Genomic DNA, 21,720 nt, shown 5'->3' on the forward strand with positions numbered 1-21,720 from the left:
CGGGTCGCGCCTGTGTCAGGTTTGGCCAGTCGAAAAGAGCAAATGAGGAAACAATTTGATGATCCGCCCGAAAGCTGCCAGCGCTCCGTTCACACCTCCAGCGACGGACTACACGCTTGGGGAGCGGATCTGCCGTGCACGTGATTCCGTCGGATTGTCGACCGCACAGCTGGCCCGGCGCCTTGGTGTGAAGACCACCACACTTCAGGGCTGGGAGAGCGACCGCTCCGAACCGCGTTCGAACAAACTGGTCATGCTGGCCGGACTGCTCAACGTCAGCCCCACCTGGCTGCTTGTCGGGCGGGGAACCCCGCCGCAGATCGATGATACCCCGGACACAAATGCGACCATGCGCCAGTCCCTTGACCGGGTTCAGGCGCAAGCGCTCGCTCTCGTCGACGAGATCGAACGCCTGAAGCTCTCTCTCGACGACTGAAGTCCTAAATTTTCAGAACGAAGAGCGTGATGCCGAGTGCCATGGTCGCCAGGAAGACGGTCTCGGCAACGATCACACCGATATGCCGTGGCCCGAGCGCTGCCATCGCCCGCAGCGAGGTCTTGACGCCCAGCGCCGAGATCGCAGCGATAAGCAGCCAGCGTGAGGACACCTGCAAACCTTCCTGAACCACGGGCGGGATCACACCAGTGGAGTTCACCAGCAGCAGCGCGGCAAACGCCACAGCAAACCATGGGAAAGACGCTTTACCCGAGTTTGCGGCGGTTCCGTTCTTCCTGGCTGCATAGCCATAGGCAAAGGCCAGGATCAACACGACGATGGGAAGCATCGCAACACGCAGCAGCTTGACGTAGGTGGCGATGTCACCGGCCTCGTCGGACACCGCATAGCCGGCTCCGACAACCTGGGCGACATCATGGATCGTCGCTCCGAGCAGAATGCCGATGCCCACATCCGAGAAGCCAAACAGGCCGAAGACAATCGGATAGGAAATCATGGCGATGGTCGACAGGGTCGTCACGGCGATCACCGTGAAGAGCGTATCGCGTTCCGCCTCACGGGTTTGGGGCAAGGCCGAGGAAATCGCCAAGGCCGCCGAAGCTCCACAAATGGCCACTGCGCCGCCGGTCAAAAGGCCAAAGTCGCGACTGCGCCCGAGCAATTTTGCAATGATCCAGCCAAACAGAATTGTCGCGGAAACGCAGAAGATCACAAGCAGGACCGGCCCGATGCCGAGAGACTGGATCTGTTGCAGCGTGACGCGCGCCCCGAGGAGTGCAACGCCAACACGCAGCAGCTTGCGCGCCGTGAATTCGATGCCCTGGACGCAGGTGCCTTCCTGGGACAGGAAGTGGAAGGCGATGCCCAGAAGCAGCGCAAAGAGCATCACCGGCCCGCCATAATGGTCGGACAGGAAACCCGCGGCACCTGCGATGGTGAAACACAGCAAAAGCCCGGGGAGAAGCGTCGCGGCTTGATCGGAAAGCTTACGGATATTCAAGGTCATGCGGCTTCCACTCCCTTTGCTAGATGACGGACTTCTTCAAGGATCGGGGTTGGCAGGCTTATCCCTTCCCGTTCGGCCTTCTCGCGGAGCGCGAACCTGCGGCTGCCCGGCAGCCGTGCGCCCTCCTCGCCTTCGACCGCCTCGACCAGTGTGGTGATGCGGTCGCCAAAGACACCTCCCGAGATCATGCCCGGGTTGAGCACGAGGATCACCTGACCGAGGTCTGGCGCAGCACCCTCGCCGACAAAGAGACTTGAGGCCTCAAACCCGAAACTGCCGCCAACGATTGCCGCCGACATGACCTCGACCATCATGGCGAGCGCTGCGCCCTTGGCTTCGCCAATGGGCAGCATCGTGCCGGCAATGGCTGCCGTCGGATCGGTCGTCGCGTTGCCATCCTTGTCCAGCGCCCAGGTGTCGGGAATGGTCGTGCCAGCGCGTTCCGCGGCCATCACCTTGCCACGTGCGACACGTGACATGGCCAGATCAATAACCAGTGGCTCGCGGCCCGGCACAGGCGCACCAAAGGCAATCGGATTGGTGCCGAACATCGGGTTCTTGCCGCCCCAGGGCGCGATGGCCTTATGCGCATTGCCGAAGACAAAGGACACCAGACCCTTGTGCGCGAACGCTTCGCAATGGGACCCACCCTGACCGAAGTGATGCGAATGCCGGATCGCCGCCATGGCGATACCCTGCGACCTGGCCATCTCCGGCAAGGTGTTGAGCACCAGGTCAATAGCCGGATAGGCAAAACCATAACCCGCATCGACCCGCAGGAGAGACGAACTCACCTTTTCGAGTGTCGGCGTGACCGTGCCTTTCACCTTGCCTGTTCTGAGCTGCGCCACATAAGAGGGCACACGGGACAGACCGTGTCCCGGCTGGCCGGACGCTTCTGACAGAACAAGCGCATCGGTCACGAACCTTGCGTTTTCTTTAGATGCGCCGTTGGCGATCAAAGCGCTGAAAACGAGGTCGCGCGCTTCATCGAGCGAAATGGTGGTCTGGGTCATTGGCAAGGGTCTTAAAACCGGAGGGAAAGGCAGGCAACCTCCCAATAACGATCCTGCGCCCCGGTGGCAATACGCCGCGCCCATCCCATCCCCAAACCCTTCAGGAACAAGTGTTGCAGCGCTCGTTGAGCTTGACCCGTGTGCGCGCACATTGTTTTCTGCTGCCATCTTCAGTCTTCGCCGGGCGGACGGTGATTCCGTCTCAGTCCACGGCAATTCAAACATCTCCGAACCGACCGGTCCGAAAAGGTCCGGGGCATGGCCAGAAGGGAACCACAGATGAGTCTCGACACGACCTTTATGAAAGAATCCGTCTACATCGCGGGCGAATGGCTCCCGGCAGACAGTGGCAAGACCGTTGAGGTCATCAACCCGGCCACCGGCGAAACCATTGGCACCGTACCTCATTGCGGCGGAGCCGAAACCGCTCGCGCCATTGATGCCGCCCATGCTGCTTTTGGCCCATGGAAAGCCAAAACGGCTGGGGAACGCGCAGGCCTGATGCAGAAGCTGGCCGATGAAATCATGGCCAACATCGACGCCCTGGCCGAGATCCTGGTCACCGAAATGGGCAAGCCCATGGCCGAGGCAAAAGGCGAAATCACCGGCGGCGTGAATTACATTCGCTTCTTTGCCGAGGAAGCTCGCCGGGTTTATGGCGACATCATTCCCTCTCCCTGGGCCGACAAGAAGATCCTCGTCACCAAGGAAGCGGTCGGCGTTGTCGGCGCCATCACGCCCTGGAACTTCCCCAACTCCATGATCGCCCGCAAGCTGGGCGCAGCGCTTGCGGCCGGATGCACCATGGTCATCAAGCCGTCCGAGCTGACCCCTTTCTCCGCCCTCGCCTATGGCGTCCTGGCTGAAAAGGCAGGTATCCCCAAGGGCGTGATCAACATTCTGACCGGCGATGCGCCCGCGATCGGGACAGAGATGTGCTCCAACCCCAAGCTGCGCAAGGTCACGTTTACCGGCTCTACCCGGGTCGGAAAATTGCTGGCATCCAACGCCGCAGCCAACATGAAGAAAATCTCGATGGAACTCGGTGGCAATGCGCCGTTCATCGTCTTTGACGACGCCGACATCGACCGGGCAGTTGCCGGCGCGATCGCATCCAAGTTCCGCAACTCCGGCCAGACCTGCGTTTGCGCCAACCGGATCTACGTTCAGGCCGGGATCTATGATGCCTTTGCGGCCAAGCTCAAGGCGGCCGTCGAAGCTGAACTCAAGCCGGGCAACGGTCTGGAAAGCGGCTCCACGCAGGGCCCGCTCATCGACGAGCGCGCGATCACCAAGGTGACCGATCACCTCACGGATGCCCTGGCCAAGGGTGCGACCCTGATCAGCGGTGGAGAGAGGGCCGGAAACGTCGGCACCTTCTTCCAGCCGACCATCGTGACCGGTGCCACGTCGGAGATGAAAATCGCCACCGAGGAAACGTTCGGTCCTTTGGCCGCGCTGTTCAAGTTCGAGACCGAGGCCGAGGCTGTGAAGCTCGCAAATGCGACCGAATACGGGCTTGCCTGCTACTTCTACAGCCAGGATCTTGGCCGGGTGTTCCGTGTGATGGAAGAGCTGGAGTATGGCCTTGTCGGTGTCAATGAAGGTGTCATCACCACCGAAGTTGCGCCCTTCGGCGGCGTCAAGGACAGTGGCATGGGCAACGAAGGCTCGAAATACGGCCTCGATGACTACCTGAACATCAAATACTCCTGCATCGGTGGCCTCGGCCAGTAGGCCCTGCCGTCCCGATCGACTGGATTGCTATCAAACCAGAGCCCCGCAGGACATCCTGCGGGGCTCTTCTGTTTCAGTCGTACAGCGCCAGGAGAGCTCTGAAACTAGTTGGCCTCTTCCAGAAGACCGTCTTCGACCTCACGGTAGAGTGTCACCGCATCGATGTTCATCTGCTCAACGCCGCAGCGCACCGCCGTTTCAAAGACAGATCGGTCCGATCCGCCATAGAACATCTGGGTCACGAGACCGGCAGCCTTTGCCTCGGAACAACGGTCAGGGGTCAGGGTGTCCTCGTTGAACTCAAGGATATGGGCCCCGAGTGCGACGGCACGTTCGACCGAGCCGACATGCTCAAACAGCACCATCCGGCGAAAGTCGGGAACCCGTGCACGGGTCTCGGCGCGAATGCCCTGGTCGAAGGAGAAGGTCCATGCGTCCTCCAGAAGACGGCGCGAGGCAAGCATGTCGCGCACCCTTGCCGGATCGGCCAGCTTGATTTCCGCATAGGTCGCGATCCGACCCTTGCAGGCATCCAGAAATGCGTCGAGACGCGGCACCCGTTCGCCGGCAAATTCGGCGCCAAACCAGCTGCCAGCATCCAGCTGATCGATCTCCGCAGACGTCATGTCGGAGACATAGCCGCTGCCGTCGGTCGTGCGGTCCACCGTCTCGTCATGCATGACGTAAAGCACATCGTCCTTGCTGGTCCGGATATCGAATTCGACCGCAAAGGCTCCGAGGGCAATGGCGCCTTCAAGGGACGCCATGGTGTTTTCCGGAGCGGTTTGAATTGCCCCCCGGTGGCAAACTATCCTGGCCTTGTGCACGGGCCTCTCCCTGTTTTTTGATCTGGCGCCCGCATCATGATGGGATGTAAAATCCCGTCCTGTACGGGAGCGCCGGATTTTGATGAAAATGTGCTGCGTCGAGAGTGCCACGATTCGAACGATCAGCAGATGACAAGCCGGCAACAATCAGGGCGATTATTCTAGTTTCAATGCTCGTCGCATCCTCGCCCGCAATCGCGACGCTGGCTCTACATAAAGGCCGGACGAGCATTGCGTTCATTTGATGGCCGGTGAACGCACAACTGTTCACCTACATTTGACAGTCAGTCAAATTGTCTTCCTCAGGATCATGTCTATCTCTGACCCATGGCGCTCGATCCCGGGAGCCTTCGCGTTTCTCTCGAATTGAGGTTTCAAAATGATCCGTTTCGCATCTTCCGCCCTCGCTCTTTCCCTTCTGGCGGGCGCAGCCGTTGCAGAACCTGTCGCCTACGACTTCGATAAGTCCCATGCCAACCTTGCCTTTTCCTACAATCACCTTGGCTATTCGACCACGGAAGGCCGTTTTGGCGAGTGGGACGGCACGCTACTGATCGACCAGGAAACACCAGCCAATTCTTCAGTCGAGTTCGTCATCGACGTCAATTCTCTCGACACATTCTGGGCCGACCGCGACAAGCACTTCCTCAGCGCAGATTTCTTCGAGGCGGAAAAATTCCCCAAGGCCTCCTTCAAAAGCACATCGGTTGAGAAGACCGGTGAAAGCACCCTGAAAGTCACTGGTGATTTGACCATCAAGGGCATTACCAAACCCGCCGTTCTGGAAGTCAACGTCACCAAGATCGGGGATCATCCGATGGCCAAGAAACCGGCGGCCGGTTTTGCCGTCACCAGCACGATCAAACGCTCGGACTATGGCATGGACAAGTTTGTTCCCTATGTGGGGGATGAGATCTCGGTGACCTTCCACGCCGAGACGCTGAAAGCTGCTACAAACTAAGGCCTTCCGAGCCCTCAGGCCGGCGCCCTGCACGGCGCCGGCCTTCGTCCCTACCGACACTGCCTGGCGCGTGAGCTTGCTCACGCACGGTCCCCGTGGAGTGCATCATGATCCGCAACACATCCGTTGGTTACGGCCGCGTCGCGATTGTCTTTCACTGGACAATGGCGCTGCTGATTCTGGTGATGCTGGCGCTCGGTCTCTACATGACCAGCCTGCCGCCGACGGACCCGGAAACATTTCGGCTCTACCAGCTGCACAAATCCATCGGCTTCGTGGTGCTTGCGCTGGCCGCGCTGCGTCTTGCCTGGCGTCTCGTGAACCCGTCGCCGAGGCTGCCCGATGGCATGACAGCCATTGAAAAGCTCGCCGCTCACCTGGGTCATGCCGGTCTTTATGCCTTTCTGTTTGCCATGCCGATCACCGGCTGGCTGATGGCGTCGGTTTCCCCCTGGGGCATTCCGACCATCGTGTTTGACGTCCTGCCGGTGCCGCATCTGCCTGTGCCGGATGCGCTTGGAACGCAAGCCGAGGCCGAGGCCATCTTCAAGCTCCTGCATGAATACGGAGCCTACTTGCTGATGGCGCTGATTGTCGTCCATGCAGCAGCGGCCCTCAAACACCACTTCATTGCGCGCGACGACACCTTGATACGCATGCTTTCCACCGCCCCGGCGCGCGCCAGAAGCTGACCTATTTTCGAAGGAAACCACCATCATGCCGTTGAAATCACACCTGTCTGCTGCCGTCCTGATGACCAGCCTGATGGCACCGGGCGTTGCCCTGGCCGACACATGGACCGTCGACCCGTCCAGGAGCCAGCTTGCCTTTGAGGTCGCTCAGGCCGGGTCCCCGCTGAAAGGCGTCTTTGAAACCTGGACCGCCGACATCGAGTTCGATCCGGCAACACCGGAGACAGCCGACATCTCTGCCGAGATCACGACGCTGAGCGCCGCCACCGGCAACCAGCAGTTCGACGGCACCTTGCCCGGGCGCGGCTGGTTCAATGTGAATGAATTCCCAGTCGCGATCTTCACAACGACGGATGTCAGCCCCGCAGGTGATGGCGCCTATGTCGCCAATGGCACATTGACGATCCGCGACATTTCCCTGCCGATCGAGCTGGCCTTCACGCTCGACATTCAGGGCGACACTGCAACAGCCAGGGGCGAGGCCAAGGTCAATCGGGCCGCCTACAAGCTCGGCGCCGAAGTGAACGGCGACACCGTGGGCGAAGTGGTCACCGTGACGCTTGATCTGACGGCAACGCGCTGATCGCAGCAAAAAACACCGGCTTCGACAAATTGGGAAGGCAGCAGCGCTTGGCGTTTGCTGCCTTTTTGCCTTATGACACGCACATCCGTTTTGCCACGCGCCTGTGTCTGCACAGCGTGCCAGCCAGACCAAGAAGGCCCTGAGATGAACGCTCCGACGACCCCGCCCAAGTATCAGCACAGCTCCCTGTTTCCCTTGAGCGAGGACAAGACGCCCTACCGCAAGCTCACCTCGGACCATGTGAAGACCGCCGAATTCAACGGCGAGGAAGTCCTGATGATCGAGCCTGAGGGTCTGCGGCTTCTGGCCGAGGAAGCCTTCAAGGACATCAACCACTACCTGCGCCCCGGACATCTGGCCCAACTGCGCAAGATCCTGGATGATCCCGAGGCGACCGAAAACGACAAGTTCGTGGCCTTCGACCTCCTGAAGAACGCCAACATCGCCGCCCATGGCGTCCTGCCCATGTGTCAGGACACGGGCACGGCGATCATCATGGGCAAAAAGGGCCGCCGGGTGTGGACCACAGGCCAGGATGAAAAAGCGCTCGGCGAAGGCTCCCGCGATGCCTATTTCAAAAAGAACCTGCGCTATTCGCAGCTCGCGCCGATCTCGATGTTCGAGGAAAAGAACACCTCCAACAACATGCCGGCGCAGATCGAGCTCTATGCAGAAGGCGATGACGCCTACAAGTTCCTGTTCATGGCCAAGGGTGGCGGCTCGGCCAACAAGAGCTTCCTGTTCCAGGGCACACCGTCCCTGTTGACCCATGACCGGATGATCGAGTTCCTGAAGGAAAAGGTCCTGACACTCGGAACGGCGGCCTGCCCGCCCTACCATCTGGCGATTGTCATCGGCGGCACCTCCGCCGAGATGACCTTGAAGACGGCCAAGCTTGCCTCGGCCCGCTATCTCGACGGACTGCCGACGCAAGGCTCCGAAGGCGGTCACGCATTCCGCGATCTCGAGATGGAAAAAGAGATCCACAAGCTGACCCAGGCCAGCGGCGTGGGGGCCCAGTTCGGCGGCAAGTATTTCTGCCACGACGTCCGCGTCATCCGCTTGCCGCGCCATGGTGCCTCCATGCCGATCGGCATGGCTGTGTCCTGCTCGGCCGACCGTCAGGCCATGGGCAAGATCACCAAGGACGGCATTTTCCTGGAACAGCTGGAAATGCAGCCGGACAAATACATGCCGGAGATCACCGACGAGCATCTGGACGACGACGTCGTTCACATCGACCTGACCCGGCCAATGTCCGAAATCCTGGGCGAACTCACCAAGCACCCGATCAAGACGCGCCTGTCTCTCACCGGCTCCCTGATCGTTGCCCGCGATCTTGCCCACTCCAAGCTCCGCGACCTGCTGGAAAGCGGCCAGCCGCTGCCGGATTATTTCAAGAACCACCCGGTCTATTATGCCGGTCCCGCAAAGACCCCGGACGGTATGCCGTCGGGCTCCTTCGGGCCGACAACGGCGGGCCGTATGGATGCCTATGTGGATCAGTTCCAGGCCGCAGGCGGCTCCATGGTGATGCTGGCCAAGGGCAACAGATCAGCCCAGGTGCGCCGTGCCTGCCAGGCCCACGGCGGCTTTTATCTCGGTTCGATTGGCGGCCCGGCCGCCCGTCTGGCGCAGGACTGCATCAAGAAGGTGGAAGTGGTCGAGTTCGAGGAACTCGGCATGGAAGCCGTCTGGAAGATCGAAGTCGAAGACTTCCCCGCCTTCATCGTCGTCGACGACAAGGGCAACGACTTCTTCAAGGAACTGAACCTGGGGTGATTTTCACCTGAACCCGGTTCGAAAACACGAAACCCGCTGGCTGGGAGGCTGGCGGGTTTTGTTTTCCTTTCGCAAAGCCTACCAATACCAAAAGATGCATTTACTGGACCCTCTCGCGCTGCTTGCCTGCAAGCTCTTCCTTCTGATAACTATGTAGGGGAACACAAATAAATTTAGATCGAAGAATTAGAACTAGAAAAAGTCCTAAGAAATGAATTCAAAACTCGGCAAAATTTTCACACCCAACGACACTCCAACAACTACCTATGTTGGGCGCCAAGACCTGAAACTTGAAGAAAATTTGGAAGCCTACTGCCAGCTTCCCAAGATGGTCGTCTCCATCTCAGGGCCTTCGAAGACTGGTAAGACGGTCCTTATCAAAAAGGTTTTAAAGGAAGAGCTTATCATTCCAGTGATCGGTGCCGGAATCGAAAGCCCCGAAAACCTCTGGAATCGTGCATTACAATGGATGGAAACCCCCACCAGCGAAACCCTAACTAAGACCACATCATCTCATGTCTCTGCTTCAGCAAAGGCTGGGGGTGAAGTTGGTGTCCCTTTGGTCGTGAAGGGAAAAGGTGAGACGTCTTTGAGTGGTGGGTCGCAGTGGACAGGATCAACATCTACAACCACTGAGAGCGCAGGACTTACGAGAATAGTTCGCGAAATCGCCAATAGTGACTTCGTGATCTTTATTGATGATTTTCACTACATCCGACCAGATCTCAGAGAAGAAATAGGCAGACAAATAAAAGTCGCAGCCGACAACGGTGTAAAAATTGTCACTGCGTCCGTGCCCCACAGAACAGACGATGTTGTTCGAAGCAACCCTGAGCTACGTGGCCGCGTTGCGGCGGTCGATCTTGGTTACTGGAGCAAGGATCACCTCGCCTTGATTGCAAGACAGGGCTTTTCCGCACTCAACGTAGAGCTAGCACCAAAAGTAGAGCGAAAGCTGACCGAAGAGGCACTAGGTTCTCCTCAGTTGATGCAAACAATTTGCTTCATTCTTTGCAACGTTCTTGGGATTCATGAGCCGCTCCTTGAATATACCCGCTGTCACGTCAATGATGAACAAATTTCGCAAGCGCTTTATCAGACTTCTCATTTTACAGATTTTTCGAAGATGCTCTCTTCTCTTCATGCCGGGCCGCGAACAAGAGGCCAGGAAAGAAAAGAACACCAACTAGCAGACGGAACGGTTGGCGATGTTTACCGGGCAGTCCTTCTTGCCATTCGGGACGAACCGATTTCGATGTCGTTTTCATATGATGAAATCAATGGTCGCGTGAAGAAGGTTTGTCTAGAAGATAGTCCCGTTGGCTCGAGTGTAACCTCGTGCTTAGACCAAATGCACCTGATCTCGGAAAACTTGCAGCCAGGCCAACCTGTTCTAGCTTGGGATGGCGATCGACTTGATATTGTGGATCCTTATTTTGCTTTTTTCCTCCGCTGCTCAGACAAGCTCTCCATCTTGGCGAGCTAGTTTGTCGTCAGTGGTGGGCGCAGCGTCAAATGTGGTCAGGCCCGACCGCTCCCACAGCAGTCATCCCCGCCCCGCGAAGCGGAAATGTGCGGGGATCCAATGGCCCTTTCTGCGAGTCGAAGCCCAGGAATGGGTCCAGAGACTGCCGCAAGTCCACACGGCTTGAGCTGCACTGCTCTGGGAATGAGTGGATCCCCGCATAGGGCGGGGATGACGGCTGAGTGTGTGCGGCGTCAAATGTAACGAACGCTCGCCCCTCCCCCCGTCATTGCAGGACCTGATCCTGCAATCCATGCCGTGACGTCTGCTGGCAGCACGGCTTCTGATTGCCGCACGGCAACGGCATGGATCTCCCCAAAAGCGGAAATGGGGTCGAGCCATGGGACGGCGGCTCCTGGGGAAGTACGCTCGACATTCACCTCCCCTCGACGTCATGGTGCACCTCCATCGCGGCCTCAATTCCGGTCGTCATCACAGGTCATTGTGACTGGTCATTTCAGGGGCTCCATGCCAGTCTGGCCGCGATGCGGAGATCGTTCCGCAGGCACGACGTGACCAGAGTTTTTCCATGAACCAACCTCAAGATGCCGCCACCCGCCGGGCTGTGAAGCCGGTGATCTGTTATCCGCCGGAAACACTGCCCGACCCGGATCTCAGCCTGTATGCGGCCGCCCGCGAAACAGCTGAAAAGATTGATGAGGTGCTTGTCGCCCCGCGCGAGGCCGCCAGCATCAAGGTGCCCGCCGGACATTTCCTGAAGATGTCATCCGTTGAGGGCTCACAGGTCGGCGATCTCAATCTCTTCAACCTGCATGACCTCAGCGAGCGGTTCTATTCAGGCAAGACGCGGGCGCTGCACGGCACGCATGTGACCACCGGCGACCGGTTGTGGTCGTCCTTCCCGACCCTGCGCCCCATGGCAACCGTGACGACGGACACGCTCGACTGGTACGGCATCGATGAATTCGGCGGTTCGGTGCATGACGTGATCGGGACGCGCTGCGATCCCTATACGGGCAAGCTGCTGAACGGCACCGACTACCATCATTGCTGCCACTCGAACCTGACCCGGGCGCTGGCCGATGCCCGCGGCCTGGCGCTTGAAGAGGCCGAGCGCCATGTGCACGACGTGCTCAATGTCTTCATGTGCACCGGCTTCACCCGGGACACGGGCCAGTATTTCATGAAGGCCAGCCCGGTGCGGCCGGGCGACTATCTGGAGCTTTTCGCCGAGATCGACCTGCTGGCGGTTCTGAGCGCTTGTCCGGGCGGCGATTGTTCGTCCGAACACACCAGTGACGTTGCCGCCTGCTATCCCCTGTTGATGGAAGTCTTCCGACCGGGCGACGGCACGCTCGGCAACTGGTCGCAGCCTGCGGTCAATGGCTACGATCGGAGCCACGGCCGCTAAGCCTCAGACCAGAAGCAAGGCGCTGCGAACGATGAGCTCCGCAGCGCCAAGCTGACGCCGCCCAGGAGGATCCGCAATTTCGCGCCAGCTTCATCGAGCAGTTCGTTCTGCCGCGCGAGGAAATCGTGACCGACATCCTTCAGCGTGCCGTTGAAAGCGGTGAATTGCCGCCAGGCAGTGATGTCGCAATGCTCACGGCAATGGTCCATGGCGCATTCTGGTACCGTATGCTGAACGACTGGCCGCTTGATGCAAGCTTCGCCGAGGCGATGGTGTCCCGGATCTTCGGATCCTGACGGCGCCCAGAGCGTTTCGGGCTGAGCGTTTCGGCAGCCGCTTTTGATCCGCAGAAAAATGTTATCCTTCAAAATGCAAAAAAGGCCGGGCGTTGGCCCGGCCTTTTTCAATCTTCTTTTTCAAGTCGCGCCAGCTGTTCCGGCAGCGCCCTGAAAAACAGGACTTAAACTTCCTGCAGGTTGTCCGCAGCGGACTTGCCGGAGCGACGGTCCTGAACAACTTCAAAGCTGACCTTCTGGCCTTCTGTCAGCGGCTGCATGCCAGCGCGCTCAACAGCGGAGATGTGAACGAACACGTCGTTGCCGCCATCTTCCGGCTGAATGAAGCCGAAGCCTTTGGTGGAGTTGAAGAACTTAACTGTTCCAATAGCCATAACGATTTTCCTTTTCAATCGGTCATGTAGGGGTGCCTTTGGCAAGATTGCCTCGGGCGGTTAGCTCGACGTTGAGAGGAAAGATCGTTCGGTGCGCGGTTGCCCACGCCGTAACAAGTTCTTCAAGCAATATCGATGCGCAGGAAATAGTCCTAGTTCGTGACCAATTCAAGGCTTTTCGCGGTGAAAAAACGAATAATGCCGCACGTGTCCCTATCTACCTTGTCAGAAACACTTATCCCCCTCCGTCAAACCTGCCGTATCATCGCTCCTGTTCCTGCCATCACGGGGCCGAGTGCGGACCGTCCGTTCGCGGTGGTGGGGACCGGGTTTCGAGGGGTTTTCTGCCGTGTAACGGACGGCGGAGGGCACCGGTGACTGGCAGCTTGGACCTGCAGCGGGGAGTGACACGGCAGGTCTCAGGCGCGTTTCGTATCTGGCAAACCGGAGGACGCTCTACTTCCGGCGCGCAGAAAAGAGAAAGGCGCACGTTCAATCACTTGGGACACGGAACTTGGGCAGGCGTGACGGCCTTGCACATCCCACATTCCCAACCGCTCCCGGCAGGTCCGGAGCGCCTGCCATCCCGTTTCTGACGGGAAACAGACCAGCCAAAACGCCGGGGAGACATCCTGCGGCGAGTTTTGTGCTGGCTGCGAACTGGCGCAAACGCTTTGCGGCTAGCTTTCGACTGCGACGAACTGCGGATAAGGTCCCTTCAACGTCGCGAGATAGTCGACCGCTGCGCCCAGAACGAAGACGGCAAAGGCCTGATGCCACAGCGCCAGATGCAGCGGCACCGACATGACCAATGTGGCAATGCCAAACACCACCTGAAGCGCGACGAAACCGACGATATGACGAGCAGGCATCATCACCTGCTTGCGGCCACTGACTTTTTTCGACCGGATCATCAGCCAGAGTGCGACGACCACAAGCACATAGGCGGTGACCCGGTGCTGGAACTGGACGGTCATGACGTTTTCGAAGAAATTTGCCCAGGCCGGAGACATGGCCATAAGGCCGCGGGGGACAAACTGCCCGTCCATCAGAGGCCAGGTATTGAAGGTGAAGCCGGCGTTGAGCCCGGCCACCAGACCGCCCATGAAGATTTGCAGGAACACCAGCGCAAGGAACAGCCAGCCGACACCACCGAGAGCCCGCGCTTCCTCCGCATTTGCGCTCTCGCGCGGTGCAAGACGGCGTGCAATCCAGAACAGATAGGCGAAGATCACGCAGGCAAGCGTCAGATGGGCCGCAAGGCGGTATTGGCTGACGTCGATCCTGTCGACGAGGCCCGAGGCGACCATGTACCAGCCCAGAGCGCCCTGGAGGCCGCCCAGAACCAGACCAACAACGAGGCGCGGCTTGAGCCAGGGTTCGATGCGGCCCTGCATCCAGAAGAGCGCCATGGGCACGAAGAAGGCAATGCCGATGAACCGGCCCAGCTGACGGTGGCCCCACTCCCACCAGAAGATGAACTTGAACTCCTCAAGGGACATGCCCTTGTTGACCACCTCGTACTGGGGGATCTCGCGGTACTTGGCGAACTCCTCCTCCCACTCGGCAACCGACAGCGGCGGGATGACGCCGTGGATCGGTTTCCATTCGGTGATGGAGAGGCCTGATTCCGTCAAACGCGTTGCGCCGCCGACAACCACCATGGCCAAGACCAGCAGGCAGATGCCATAAAGCCACCAGCGGATCAAAGTGCGATTGCGTTCAACACGCGAGCGTTCGGCGTTGGTGGTTACAAGTCCGGCGCTGTCACCTGTCTCGGAGGAAGCAGACATTTCCCATCCCGTCTTTGAACCCGGGATCACTGCCCGGATTTGACCTATCACCGGGGGAGATATAGGTGCATGACAATGGCGGCAAGTCGCAGGCCGGTCTTTGCGACACTCTAACGCTGCAAAACCTTATCAGGAAAGTGAGTTCCCCAGCATGGTTCCCTCATTTCGGAAGTTCGTCGGCATGGTGGTTCTTGTGGTGTTTGTGATCGTCTATGCGCTGGTCGCCATGGTGATCGGCGACATGACCTTGCAACAATCCTCGACGCTCATGCGCCTGGCTTATTTCGCCGTGGCGGGACTGGCCTGGGTCATTCCGGCCGGCGCCATCATCTGGTGGATGGAAAGAGGCGGGAAACGCCCGACCTGACACTGCCGCGACGACAGGCCCAGCGGGCGACGTGATAAAGAGCGAAAGGCGCACCGGTCAGATATTGGTCGATGACATAGGGGTCCTGAAAACGGCCATTCAGGGAGACCCTGGGCAGCAGCATCGGGTCGCGGGCATTCACCGACTTGAGCAAGCCGGGAAAGGTTGTAACGGCCGAGTTGAAACCAGCCTCACTCAGGATCTGTGCGTCCCGTTTGCTGACTGCAATCTTGTTGCCATAGGGATAGGCGAAGTGTTTCGGCTTGCGGCCGAGTTCCTGCTGCATGCGCTCGATCCCGCGCTCGATGTCTGATCTGGCGTCAGCAGCCCCAAGACGCGCCAAGGCATGATGCGCATGGGTGTGGGCCGCCAGGGTCACCAGCGGATCTTGCGCCAGCTCCCTGAGTTCGTCCCAGGACATCATCATTTCGTCGGCGAGGCCTGCCAGGTCGAAATCATAGCGCTCCGCCAGCTGGCGAATGATCTCGCGTTGCTGGCTTTCGTCAACGTCCTGGGTCAGCCAGCGCGTCAGCTGCTCGTAGCAGGCGTCCTTTTCCGCCACCGTGCGACAGGAGATCGCCTCTCCCGTCGTTTCGCCCGACAGCCGGATCTCGTCATTCTGGCCAATGATGCGCTCAAGCGCGATCCACCAGAGTTCGCTCTCGCGGTCGACAAGACCCGTCGCAACATAGATGGTGAAAGGAACATTCAGTTCTTTCAGGATCGGATAGGCAATCTTGAAATTGTCTCGGTAGCCATCGTCGAAGGTCAGAGCAGCATAGCGCTGATTGCCATAGCCGCTCTTGAGAAGGTCAACAGCTTCATCAAGTGCGATGATTTCATAGCCGTTGCTTCGGATCTGCTCAATCGATCGGCGCAGGAATTCCGGAGTAATTTCAAGGTGCAGATTTGGCTGGTATTCGTCATCACGCCCAGGGCGAACGTGATGCATCATGAAGATCGCACCACAACCTTGAGTAAACGGCGCCATGACACGACCAAGCCCACTGCTGCGCAAGAGCTTGAAAGCATTTCGGAATATTCTTTGACGAGCACCCATTTACGTCGGTCGACCCCTGATTTCTGGCAGCAGATTAGGCACTGTTTCTTTAATTTTTATTGCTATTTGTCTCTAGAGTTGAACGAGCAGGATGGAAACTGAGCACATGGTAGCGACCGGGGCAAACGCCCTTGCATCAGACCCTGATGAGCGCCTCGTCGGATCGGCCGATAAAACCACAGGCTGCAACCGACAGACAGTCGAATTGCGCCTGACGCGGCTGGATGATTTCGCCTCCGCACGTGAGTTCATCGCCCGGCTGGGCGAGGACAGGCTCACCCTCCCCTACCATGAAGCGTCCTGGATCGAAGCCTGGCAGGCAAGCTTTGGCGAGATAGAACGATGCGAACCGGTCCTGGTCGCAGGTTTTCTGGATGAGCAAGCCGCCTTCTTCTTGCCGCTTGCTCTACAGCAGCAAGGGCCGCTGAGGACGCTGAGCTTTCTGGGCCAGAACAAGGCCAATCAGTCCACCGGAGTGTGGCGCCGCTCAGCCGTCGATGCTGTGGAACCAGCTGTTCTCTACCGGCATTTGTTGGCGCTCGGAAAGACGCTCGACGCAGACCTTCTGCGATTGGCCAATCTGCCGGAACATCTGGGCGAAAGCTCCAATCCGCTTTGCTTCGGCAAGCTCGTTCAAAGTCCAAGTCCGGTTTTCATCGGGCCCTTGTCTGACGACTTCGATGATCTGTTCCGGACCAGTCACAGCAAGGCTGCGCGTAAGAAGCTGGCCAAGAAACAAAAATCCCTGGAGGCTGCAGACAACTTCCAGATCGTCTGCGCGGCGACTGATGCTGAAATCACCCGCGGGCTCAACGCCTTCCTTGAGCAAAGGGCGGTGCGCGCCGCAGCGACCGGAATTCCGAATGTTTTCACGGGCGAGAAGGAAAAGCTCTTTCTCGAATGCTTGCTGAAGTCCGGCCAGGAACCAGACCAGACAGGATTGAACCTGTGGTGGCTGGAATGTGATGGCGAGATTCGTGCGACCTATCTCAGTTGCCGGTCGGGCGACCGGCTGATCGGGTATGCCAACAGCATTTCCCATGATGACATGACGGCACACAGTCCCGGTGTCGTGCTGCTCAAAGAAATTATCGCGAGAGCCTGCATGGACCCCGGCCTCCATTGCCTGGACCTTGGCCTTGGCGATGAACGCTACAAGCGGTCCTGGAGCGAGACGGTCGCGCTTTTCGACAGCTACACGCCCCTGACGCTCAAGGGCCGGCTGGCATTTTTCGCTTTCAGCAAGAAGCAAGCCCTGAAAGCGCGAATCCGAAAATCAGAGACCCTCTGGCCACTCGTGCGCAAGATGCGCGCCCTGAAGGCACGTGTGCTGTCCGGCTAAGGCTCACGTGTCCTCTCTGCGGATCGGTTGCAAGGACGATACAGGCGAGCCCTAAGCCGCCCGGCCCGATCCGCGGCGTTTTTTGTTGCCCTGAGCAATCACCTCGACTGCTGCGCCCGTGTTGCGGGCCAGAAGACGGGCGGCGCTCTTCAGCTCATGATCGTAGCTCGCATCGCCGGACATCAACAGGACACGATCGGCCCTGCGCAGAAGGTTTGCGCTCGCAAGCGACCCATCAATGGCTCCAAGATCGACCACAACGGCATCATAGGTGTCGGCGATGGCGTCAACCGCCATCTGGAAGCGTTCACCGCTGGCCATCTGATCATCGATCGGCTGCGTGCCCGCTTCAATGATATGCGCGGGAGAACCGGCATCGCGATAAACCACCTTGGAAAAGACAACGTCGCCAGCGACAAGGTCGGAGAAGCCTTCTGCTGCTTCCGGCGTCTCGATCTCCGGAAACACTTCGAGAAGAAGCACGCCCTCACCTTCTTCCGCAGCGCGGCGCGCCATCTCGAAGGCCCGGTTGTGCGACACGGCGGGATCGTCGACGCTCAGCACGACGATGACGCCCTCAACGGCAAGAGCTGCCGGGCTGTCTTCGGGAGCGGCAGCCAGGGCAGCATCAATCTTGCTCGCACGCTCATACTGTTGATCGGCGCGATCAGGCTGACTGTCGCGCTTGTATTCGCGAGCGCGTCCAGCAGGTTTGGCAAGGTCCACAGCGCGTTCCAGCAAGGTCTTGTTGCGGCTTGTCTCCCTGACCGCCTTTTCCTTGGGTTCGGCGGCAACAGCCGGCTGCGGCTCAACTTCAGGCTCAGCTTCGAATTCGGCGTGTCTCGCGTCGTCCGCCATCTCCTGAACATACCGGGCAGCCGCCTGCTTTTCATCGCCATAGGAAAAACTCGCAGTCATCGCCACGCCTTGGGCAGAGGCGGCGGAAGGCCAGTTGCCATAGTGCGCCCCACTTTCCGGCAGTGTCGGCTCCTGCGGCTGGCGCAGCGTCGTCGCATCATAGGCAACCGGATAGAGCACGTTGCCCGACAGAAACTCGCGCATGATCACGAAGGTGCAGCCGATCACAAAAGTCGCCAGCGCGGCGATGATCGTGATGGCGATCACCTTCGGCGCGTAGGGTTCAATCGGAACAGCCGCCCGGGAAATGATCCGCGCATCCGCAGGCAGGGCCTGCGCTCTCAGCCTGGTGTCGGCGTCGCGGAAACTGTTGATCAACTGATCCAGCTGCCGCGCCTTGGCATTTGCTTCGCGCTCCAGCTCCGCCAGGCGCACCTGATCAGAATTGGTCTGGGCCGCAGCGACCTTGAGTTCACCAAGACGTCCTTTCAGAGCCTCGGCCTGCTGGTTCGCCACCTTGGCATCATTCTCAAGGCCGACGAGTACCTTGCGCGCTTCTTCGCGGATGAGCCGGTTATAATCAGCCAACTGCGACTGCAGCGCCTTCAATTGCGGATGGTTCGGCAGCAAGGTGATGGACAGTTCTGCGATGTTCGACTGGATCGCCACCTGCCGTTCGCGCAGCCTCTGAATCAGGAGAGAGTCCAGAACGTCACTCGCTGTTTCGAGCGAACCACCGGATTTCAGAAGGTCCCGGATCAGGTCCGCCTTTGCCTGGGACTCCGCCTTGTCGGCCTGCGCCTGCGAGTAGCTGCTGCTGATCTGCGCCAATTGCTGCTGGTTCAGCGTCAGATTGTCGGTTCCCATCAGAAGGTCGGCATGGGCACGAAAATCCTCGACCGCCTTGCGCGCGGCCTGAACTTCCGCTTTCAGGCTTTCGATCTGGGGCTCCAGAGATGTGGTCGCAAATTCAGTGGTCTTGCGCTTCGCGCTGGACTGAAGGGAAATATACTCGTCAAGAATTGTGTTGGCGACAGCCGCTGCCAGTTCCGGATCCTGAGCGGAAAAATCGACGGCAATGACGCGCGAACCTTCCAGTCGGTATATGTCGAGATTTTCGAAGAAGACCTTCAGCACCCGTTCTTCGGGAGAAATGCGAGCCGGGTCACGAGAAATTCCAAGCATCACGAGTGCGTCGCTAACGATACTGCCGCCGCCGTTAGCCTTGAATTCGGCAATGAACGCAAGATCAAGGCGCTTGGCAACCCGCCGCGCCAGATCGGCCGATTTCAGAAGCTGCACCTGGCTGGCAATGCCTTCGTTGTCGAGAACCGCCCGCTCCTCTTCAACACCGCGTGTGGTGCCGGGATAATCGGAGTCCTTGCTCTCAATCAGAACCCTTGCCTCGCCCTTGTATTTGGACGGTACGAACTGAAGGACAAGGAAGACACTTGCAGCAACGATAAAAACCAGAGGCAGCAGCCAGCGCAATGCGCTGCCGATTGCTCTCAGCAGGCCAGCAAGGTCAAGGGCCATGTCATCATCTTGTACCGCGTTGCGGGTCGAACTCATTTCAAAACTCCAGAACGAACCCGACAACTATGACGAATTAGGGTAAGCGATCGGTTAAGCTCGTTTCCGGCACGACGAAAGCTGCGTTAATTTTTGTCTCGTCAATTTTGACAGGGCTTGCAGGCCATCCAAAATCTCTTCACCGAGCATTAACCATGACTTGCGATGGTGCGAATGACCTTTAGGAGAGTCGTGAATGCCCATCAGACTGTTTCTTGTTCTGGCGATGTGCGCCAGCATGGTGGCTTGCAGTGGCTACAAGCGCCCGCCAACCGCGTTTCATGAAACGCTGACACAACCCTATCGCCTGGACTCCAGCGACAGGCTGCGGATCATCGTGTTCGGTCAGGACGATCTCTCCAACACCTATGTTATTGACCAGGCAGGCTATATCTCCTTTCCACTGGTCGGCAACGTAGCCGCACGCGGCAAGACACAACAGGAACTGTCAGCCGAACTTGGACGCAAGTTGCGCCAGGGCTACCTGCGTGATCCGGACGTTTCTGTCGAGGTGGATACCTACCGCCCGGTCTTCGTCATGGGCGAGGTGCAAAACGCAGGCCAGTACTCCTATGTGGCCGGCATGACCGTGCAGAATGCCATAGCGACCGCAGGTGGGTTCTCGACCCGGGCACAACAGCAAGATGTTGACATCACCCGGCAGATCAATGGTGAAATCCTAAACGGCCGTGTGCCTATTTCGGACCCCTTACGGCCCGGAGACACGATTTACGTCCGCGAGCGCTATTTCTGATCCTGTCCCTGGGTTAACCGGGGACTCATCTCCCTTGTCTAATGTGCAGGCATTCAGCTTCACGGGTTCAAAAAGAAACCTGGAGGCTGCAACAGGGAGCCTGCACCATGACCAAGGATCCGCTCCGGATCATCCACTGCGTACGCTCGCCGATTGGCGGCATATTCAGGCACATCAAGGACCTTGCGACCAGCCAGGCAGCGGCCGGTCATGAAGTCGGCCTGATTTGTGACAGCACGTCCGGCAGTGACTACGACAACGCCATTGTGGATGACCTGCGCCCGCAGCTTTCGCTCGGCGTCGCAAGATTTCCGATGCAACGTCAGCTGACGCTTCAGGACCTGCGTGCGACACGTGACCTTTACAGGCATGTTCGCAGCCTCAAGCCCGACGTCCTTCACGGTCACGGCGCCAAGGGCGGAGCCTATGTGCGGACCATCGGAACGTTGCTGCGCTTTCAGGGCCAGGAAGTCACCCGGATCTACTGCCCGCATGGCGGCAGCCTCCACTACGATCCGAACCGGCTCGAAGGACGCGTCTATCACACCATAGAGCGTGTCCTGTCACGTTTGACGGACGGTCTGATCTTTGTGTCCGACTATGAATATGCCGCGTTTGAAACCAAGGTCGGTCATCCGCAAGCGCCGGCCCGGGTCGTCTACAACGGCCTTCAGCCCAGCGAATTTTCTCCGGTGACGGAGAACGAGGACGCTGCCGATTTTCTTTACATCGGCATGCTTCGCGACTTGAAGGGGACCGACCTCTTCATTGACGCGCTTCACAACATCAAGCTGAAGACCGGCAGAGCGCCGACAGCGCATATTGTCGGCGAGGGTCCGGACGAAGACCGTTATCGCAAGATGGTCGAGACGCTTGGCCTCAGCGATACAGTCACCTTCCACGGCGCATTGCCGGCCCGTGAGGCCTTCCGCATGGCGAAGTGTGTTGTGGTGCCGTCGCGCGCCGAGGCCATGCCCTATATCATTCTGGAAACGGTTGCCGCACAGAGGCCACTGATCGCCACCCGCGTCGGTGGCATTCCGGAGATCTTTGGCCGCTATGCCTCGCGTTTGATCGAACCGGGCCATATCGACAAGCTGACCACCGCCATGGAACGGGCGATGGCCAACCCGGAAGCGATGCAGGCCGCCGCTGCCGAGCAGCGCAGCTGCCTGGCCGAAACTTTCTCCATCGACCTGATGAGCGATCGCATTACGACGCTCTACCAGCAGGTCCGTGGACAATTGCCGACCGACAAACCCATTTCAGCACCTGCCGCCAGCGTTGCATCAACGTCATCGGCCCAATCCGTTTATGCCAGATCGAGCAACAGATAATGAAAAACC

19 protein-coding genes and 1 pseudogene are annotated in these 21,720 nt (G+C 58.8%); 13 read left to right on the top strand and 7 right to left on the bottom strand.

The genetic code is table 11. From position 1 onward, the window contains the following. Window positions 1-58: 58 nt before the first annotated feature. Window positions 59-436 (top strand): helix-turn-helix domain-containing protein, encoded by a 378-nt coding sequence (locus ABJZ52_RS21585; protein ID WP_348186873.1) that lies wholly within the window; start codon window positions 59-61, stop codon window positions 434-436. Between the two features lie 4 nt (window positions 437-440). Here the strand turns inward: ABJZ52_RS21585 and ABJZ52_RS21590 are convergent, their stop codons facing one another. Together ABJZ52_RS21590 and ABJZ52_RS21595 are read right to left on the bottom strand one after the other, a co-directional pair. Continuing rightward, on the bottom strand, window positions 441-1,463 hold the full coding sequence (locus ABJZ52_RS21590; protein ID WP_348186875.1) for a putative sulfate exporter family transporter: 1,023 nt from the start codon (window positions 1,461-1,463) through the stop codon (window positions 441-443). Beyond that, window positions 1,460-2,479: an Ldh family oxidoreductase gene (locus ABJZ52_RS21595; protein ID WP_348186877.1), complete on the bottom strand. Its 1,020-nt coding sequence runs from the start codon at window positions 2,477-2,479 to the stop codon at window positions 1,460-1,462. The genes ABJZ52_RS21590 and ABJZ52_RS21595 overlap by 4 nt, the downstream gene beginning before the upstream one ends. 279 nt (window positions 2,480-2,758) lie before the next feature. On the opposite strand from ABJZ52_RS21595, the gene ABJZ52_RS21600 reads away from it, so the two are divergent. After that, window positions 2,759-4,216, top strand: coding sequence for an NAD-dependent succinate-semialdehyde dehydrogenase (locus tag ABJZ52_RS21600; protein ID WP_348186879.1), 1,458 nt, complete (start codon window positions 2,759-2,761; stop codon window positions 4,214-4,216). Window positions 4,217-4,320: 104 nt separating this feature from the next. Here the strand turns inward: ABJZ52_RS21600 and ABJZ52_RS21605 are convergent, their stop codons facing one another. Next, the gene (locus ABJZ52_RS21605) at window positions 4,321-5,043 is read right to left on the bottom strand and encodes a glycerophosphodiester phosphodiesterase family protein (protein WP_348186881.1); all 723 of its coding nucleotides are present in this window, start codon (window positions 5,041-5,043) and stop codon (window positions 4,321-4,323) included. Between the two features lie 379 nt (window positions 5,044-5,422). Between ABJZ52_RS21605 and ABJZ52_RS21610 the strand changes: the two genes are divergently transcribed. The 7 genes and pseudogenes from ABJZ52_RS21610 to ABJZ52_RS21640 form a co-directional block, all read left to right on the top strand. Beyond that, window positions 5,423-6,004, top strand: coding sequence for a YceI family protein (locus ABJZ52_RS21610; RefSeq protein WP_348186883.1), 582 nt, complete (start codon window positions 5,423-5,425; stop codon window positions 6,002-6,004). A gap of 107 nt (window positions 6,005-6,111) precedes the next feature. Next, window positions 6,112-6,696 (top strand): cytochrome b, encoded by a 585-nt coding sequence (locus tag ABJZ52_RS21615; protein ID WP_348186885.1) that lies wholly within the window; start codon window positions 6,112-6,114, stop codon window positions 6,694-6,696. 25 nt (window positions 6,697-6,721) lie between these two features. Then, complete coding sequence (locus ABJZ52_RS21620) at window positions 6,722-7,279, top strand: YceI family protein (protein ID WP_348186887.1); 558 nt, start codon at window positions 6,722-6,724, stop codon at window positions 7,277-7,279. 144 nt (window positions 7,280-7,423) lie between these two features. Next, window positions 7,424-9,061 carry a fumarate hydratase gene (locus ABJZ52_RS21625; RefSeq protein WP_348186889.1) on the top strand — a complete coding sequence of 546 codons (1,638 nt, stop codon included), beginning with the start codon at window positions 7,424-7,426 and terminating at the stop codon, window positions 9,059-9,061. A gap of 211 nt (window positions 9,062-9,272) precedes the next feature. After that, window positions 9,273-10,547, top strand: coding sequence for a hypothetical protein (locus ABJZ52_RS21630; RefSeq protein WP_348186891.1), 1,275 nt, complete (start codon window positions 9,273-9,275; stop codon window positions 10,545-10,547). Between the two features lie 568 nt (window positions 10,548-11,115). Further along, on the top strand, window positions 11,116-11,958 hold the full coding sequence (locus ABJZ52_RS21635) for a DUF1989 domain-containing protein (protein ID WP_348186893.1): 843 nt from the start codon (window positions 11,116-11,118) through the stop codon (window positions 11,956-11,958). 65 nt (window positions 11,959-12,023) lie between these two features. Beyond that, a pseudogene (locus ABJZ52_RS21640) lies at window positions 12,024-12,254 on the top strand (TetR-like C-terminal domain-containing protein); the annotation flags it as partial. A 164-nt stretch (window positions 12,255-12,418) separates the two neighbouring features. Here ABJZ52_RS21640 and ABJZ52_RS21645 read toward each other — a convergent pair. Together ABJZ52_RS21645 and ABJZ52_RS21650 are read right to left on the bottom strand one after the other, a co-directional pair. Further along, entirely contained in the window at window positions 12,419-12,628 is a 210-nt protein-coding gene (locus ABJZ52_RS21645; protein WP_153769525.1) for a cold-shock protein, read from the bottom strand. 680 nt (window positions 12,629-13,308) lie between these two features. Further along, window positions 13,309-14,421, bottom strand: a complete 1,113-nt coding sequence (locus tag ABJZ52_RS21650; protein WP_348186895.1) for a COX15/CtaA family protein — start codon at window positions 14,419-14,421, stop codon at window positions 13,309-13,311. Between the two features lie 151 nt (window positions 14,422-14,572). On the opposite strand from ABJZ52_RS21650, the gene ABJZ52_RS21655 reads away from it, so the two are divergent. After that, window positions 14,573-14,788 (top strand): DUF2842 domain-containing protein, encoded by a 216-nt coding sequence (locus tag ABJZ52_RS21655; protein ID WP_153769527.1) that lies wholly within the window; start codon window positions 14,573-14,575, stop codon window positions 14,786-14,788. Here ABJZ52_RS21655 and ABJZ52_RS21660 read toward each other — a convergent pair. After that, window positions 14,748-15,743 (bottom strand): polysaccharide deacetylase family protein, encoded by a 996-nt coding sequence (locus ABJZ52_RS21660; RefSeq protein ID WP_348186897.1) that lies wholly within the window; start codon window positions 15,741-15,743, stop codon window positions 14,748-14,750. The two genes, ABJZ52_RS21655 and ABJZ52_RS21660, sit on opposite strands and share 41 nt — an antisense overlap. Window positions 15,744-15,954: 211 nt before the next feature. Here ABJZ52_RS21660 and ABJZ52_RS21665 point away from each other — a divergent pair, with 211 nt between their 5' ends. Further along, window positions 15,955-17,190, top strand: a complete 1,236-nt coding sequence (locus ABJZ52_RS21665) for a GNAT family N-acetyltransferase (RefSeq protein WP_348186899.1) — start codon at window positions 15,955-15,957, stop codon at window positions 17,188-17,190. 51 nt (window positions 17,191-17,241) lie between these two features. Here the strand turns inward: ABJZ52_RS21665 and ABJZ52_RS21670 are convergent, their stop codons facing one another. Next, window positions 17,242-19,620: an exopolysaccharide transport family protein gene (locus ABJZ52_RS21670; RefSeq protein WP_348186901.1), complete on the bottom strand. Its 2,379-nt coding sequence runs from the start codon at window positions 19,618-19,620 to the stop codon at window positions 17,242-17,244. Window positions 19,621-19,816: 196 nt separating this feature from the next. Here ABJZ52_RS21670 and ABJZ52_RS21675 point away from each other — a divergent pair, with 196 nt between their 5' ends. After that, window positions 19,817-20,374, top strand: a complete 558-nt coding sequence (locus ABJZ52_RS21675; protein ID WP_348186903.1) for a polysaccharide biosynthesis/export family protein — start codon at window positions 19,817-19,819, stop codon at window positions 20,372-20,374. Window positions 20,375-20,481: 107 nt separating this feature from the next. Continuing rightward, a complete protein-coding gene (locus ABJZ52_RS21680) occupies window positions 20,482-21,711 on the top strand; it encodes a glycosyltransferase family 4 protein (protein ID WP_348186905.1) in 1,230 nt (409 codons plus the stop codon). Window positions 21,712-21,720: the final 9 nt, after the last annotated feature.

Source organism: Roseibium sp. (assembly GCF_039982295.1).
Taxonomy (GTDB): Bacteria; Pseudomonadota; Alphaproteobacteria; order Rhizobiales; family Stappiaceae; genus Roseibium.

Bases quoted from the DNA above. Each gene is read 5' to 3' on its own strand.
- ABJZ52_RS21585 (WP_348186873.1), top strand. From the start codon at position 59: ATGATCCGCCCGAAAGCTGCCAGCGCTCCGTTCACACCTCCAGCGACG.
- ABJZ52_RS21590 (WP_348186875.1), bottom strand. From the start codon at position 1,463: ATGACCTTGAATATCCGTAAGCTTTCCGATCAAGCCGCGACGCTTCTC.
- ABJZ52_RS21595 (WP_348186877.1), bottom strand. From the start codon at position 2,479: ATGACCCAGACCACCATTTCGCTCGATGAAGCGCGCGACCTCGTTTTC.
- ABJZ52_RS21600 (WP_348186879.1), top strand. From the start codon at position 2,759: ATGAGTCTCGACACGACCTTTATGAAAGAATCCGTCTACATCGCGGGC.
- ABJZ52_RS21610 (WP_348186883.1), top strand. From the start codon at position 5,423: ATGATCCGTTTCGCATCTTCCGCCCTCGCTCTTTCCCTTCTGGCGGGC.
- ABJZ52_RS21615 (WP_348186885.1), top strand. From the start codon at position 6,112: ATGATCCGCAACACATCCGTTGGTTACGGCCGCGTCGCGATTGTCTTT.
- ABJZ52_RS21620 (WP_348186887.1), top strand. From the start codon at position 6,722: ATGCCGTTGAAATCACACCTGTCTGCTGCCGTCCTGATGACCAGCCTG.
- ABJZ52_RS21625 (WP_348186889.1), top strand. From the start codon at position 7,424: ATGAACGCTCCGACGACCCCGCCCAAGTATCAGCACAGCTCCCTGTTT.
- ABJZ52_RS21630 (WP_348186891.1), top strand. From the start codon at position 9,273: ATGAATTCAAAACTCGGCAAAATTTTCACACCCAACGACACTCCAACA.
- ABJZ52_RS21635 (WP_348186893.1), top strand. From the start codon at position 11,116: ATGAACCAACCTCAAGATGCCGCCACCCGCCGGGCTGTGAAGCCGGTG.
- ABJZ52_RS21645 (WP_153769525.1), bottom strand. From the start codon at position 12,628: ATGGCTATTGGAACAGTTAAGTTCTTCAACTCCACCAAAGGCTTCGGC.
- ABJZ52_RS21650 (WP_348186895.1), bottom strand. From the start codon at position 14,421: ATGTCTGCTTCCTCCGAGACAGGTGACAGCGCCGGACTTGTAACCACC.
- ABJZ52_RS21655 (WP_153769527.1), top strand. From the start codon at position 14,573: ATGGTTCCCTCATTTCGGAAGTTCGTCGGCATGGTGGTTCTTGTGGTG.
- ABJZ52_RS21660 (WP_348186897.1), bottom strand. From the start codon at position 15,743: ATGATGCATCACGTTCGCCCTGGGCGTGATGACGAATACCAGCCAAAT.
- ABJZ52_RS21665 (WP_348186899.1), top strand. From the start codon at position 15,955: ATGGTAGCGACCGGGGCAAACGCCCTTGCATCAGACCCTGATGAGCGC.
- ABJZ52_RS21670 (WP_348186901.1), bottom strand. From the start codon at position 19,620: ATGAGTTCGACCCGCAACGCGGTACAAGATGATGACATGGCCCTTGAC.
- ABJZ52_RS21675 (WP_348186903.1), top strand. From the start codon at position 19,817: ATGCCCATCAGACTGTTTCTTGTTCTGGCGATGTGCGCCAGCATGGTG.
- ABJZ52_RS21680 (WP_348186905.1), top strand. From the start codon at position 20,482: ATGACCAAGGATCCGCTCCGGATCATCCACTGCGTACGCTCGCCGATT.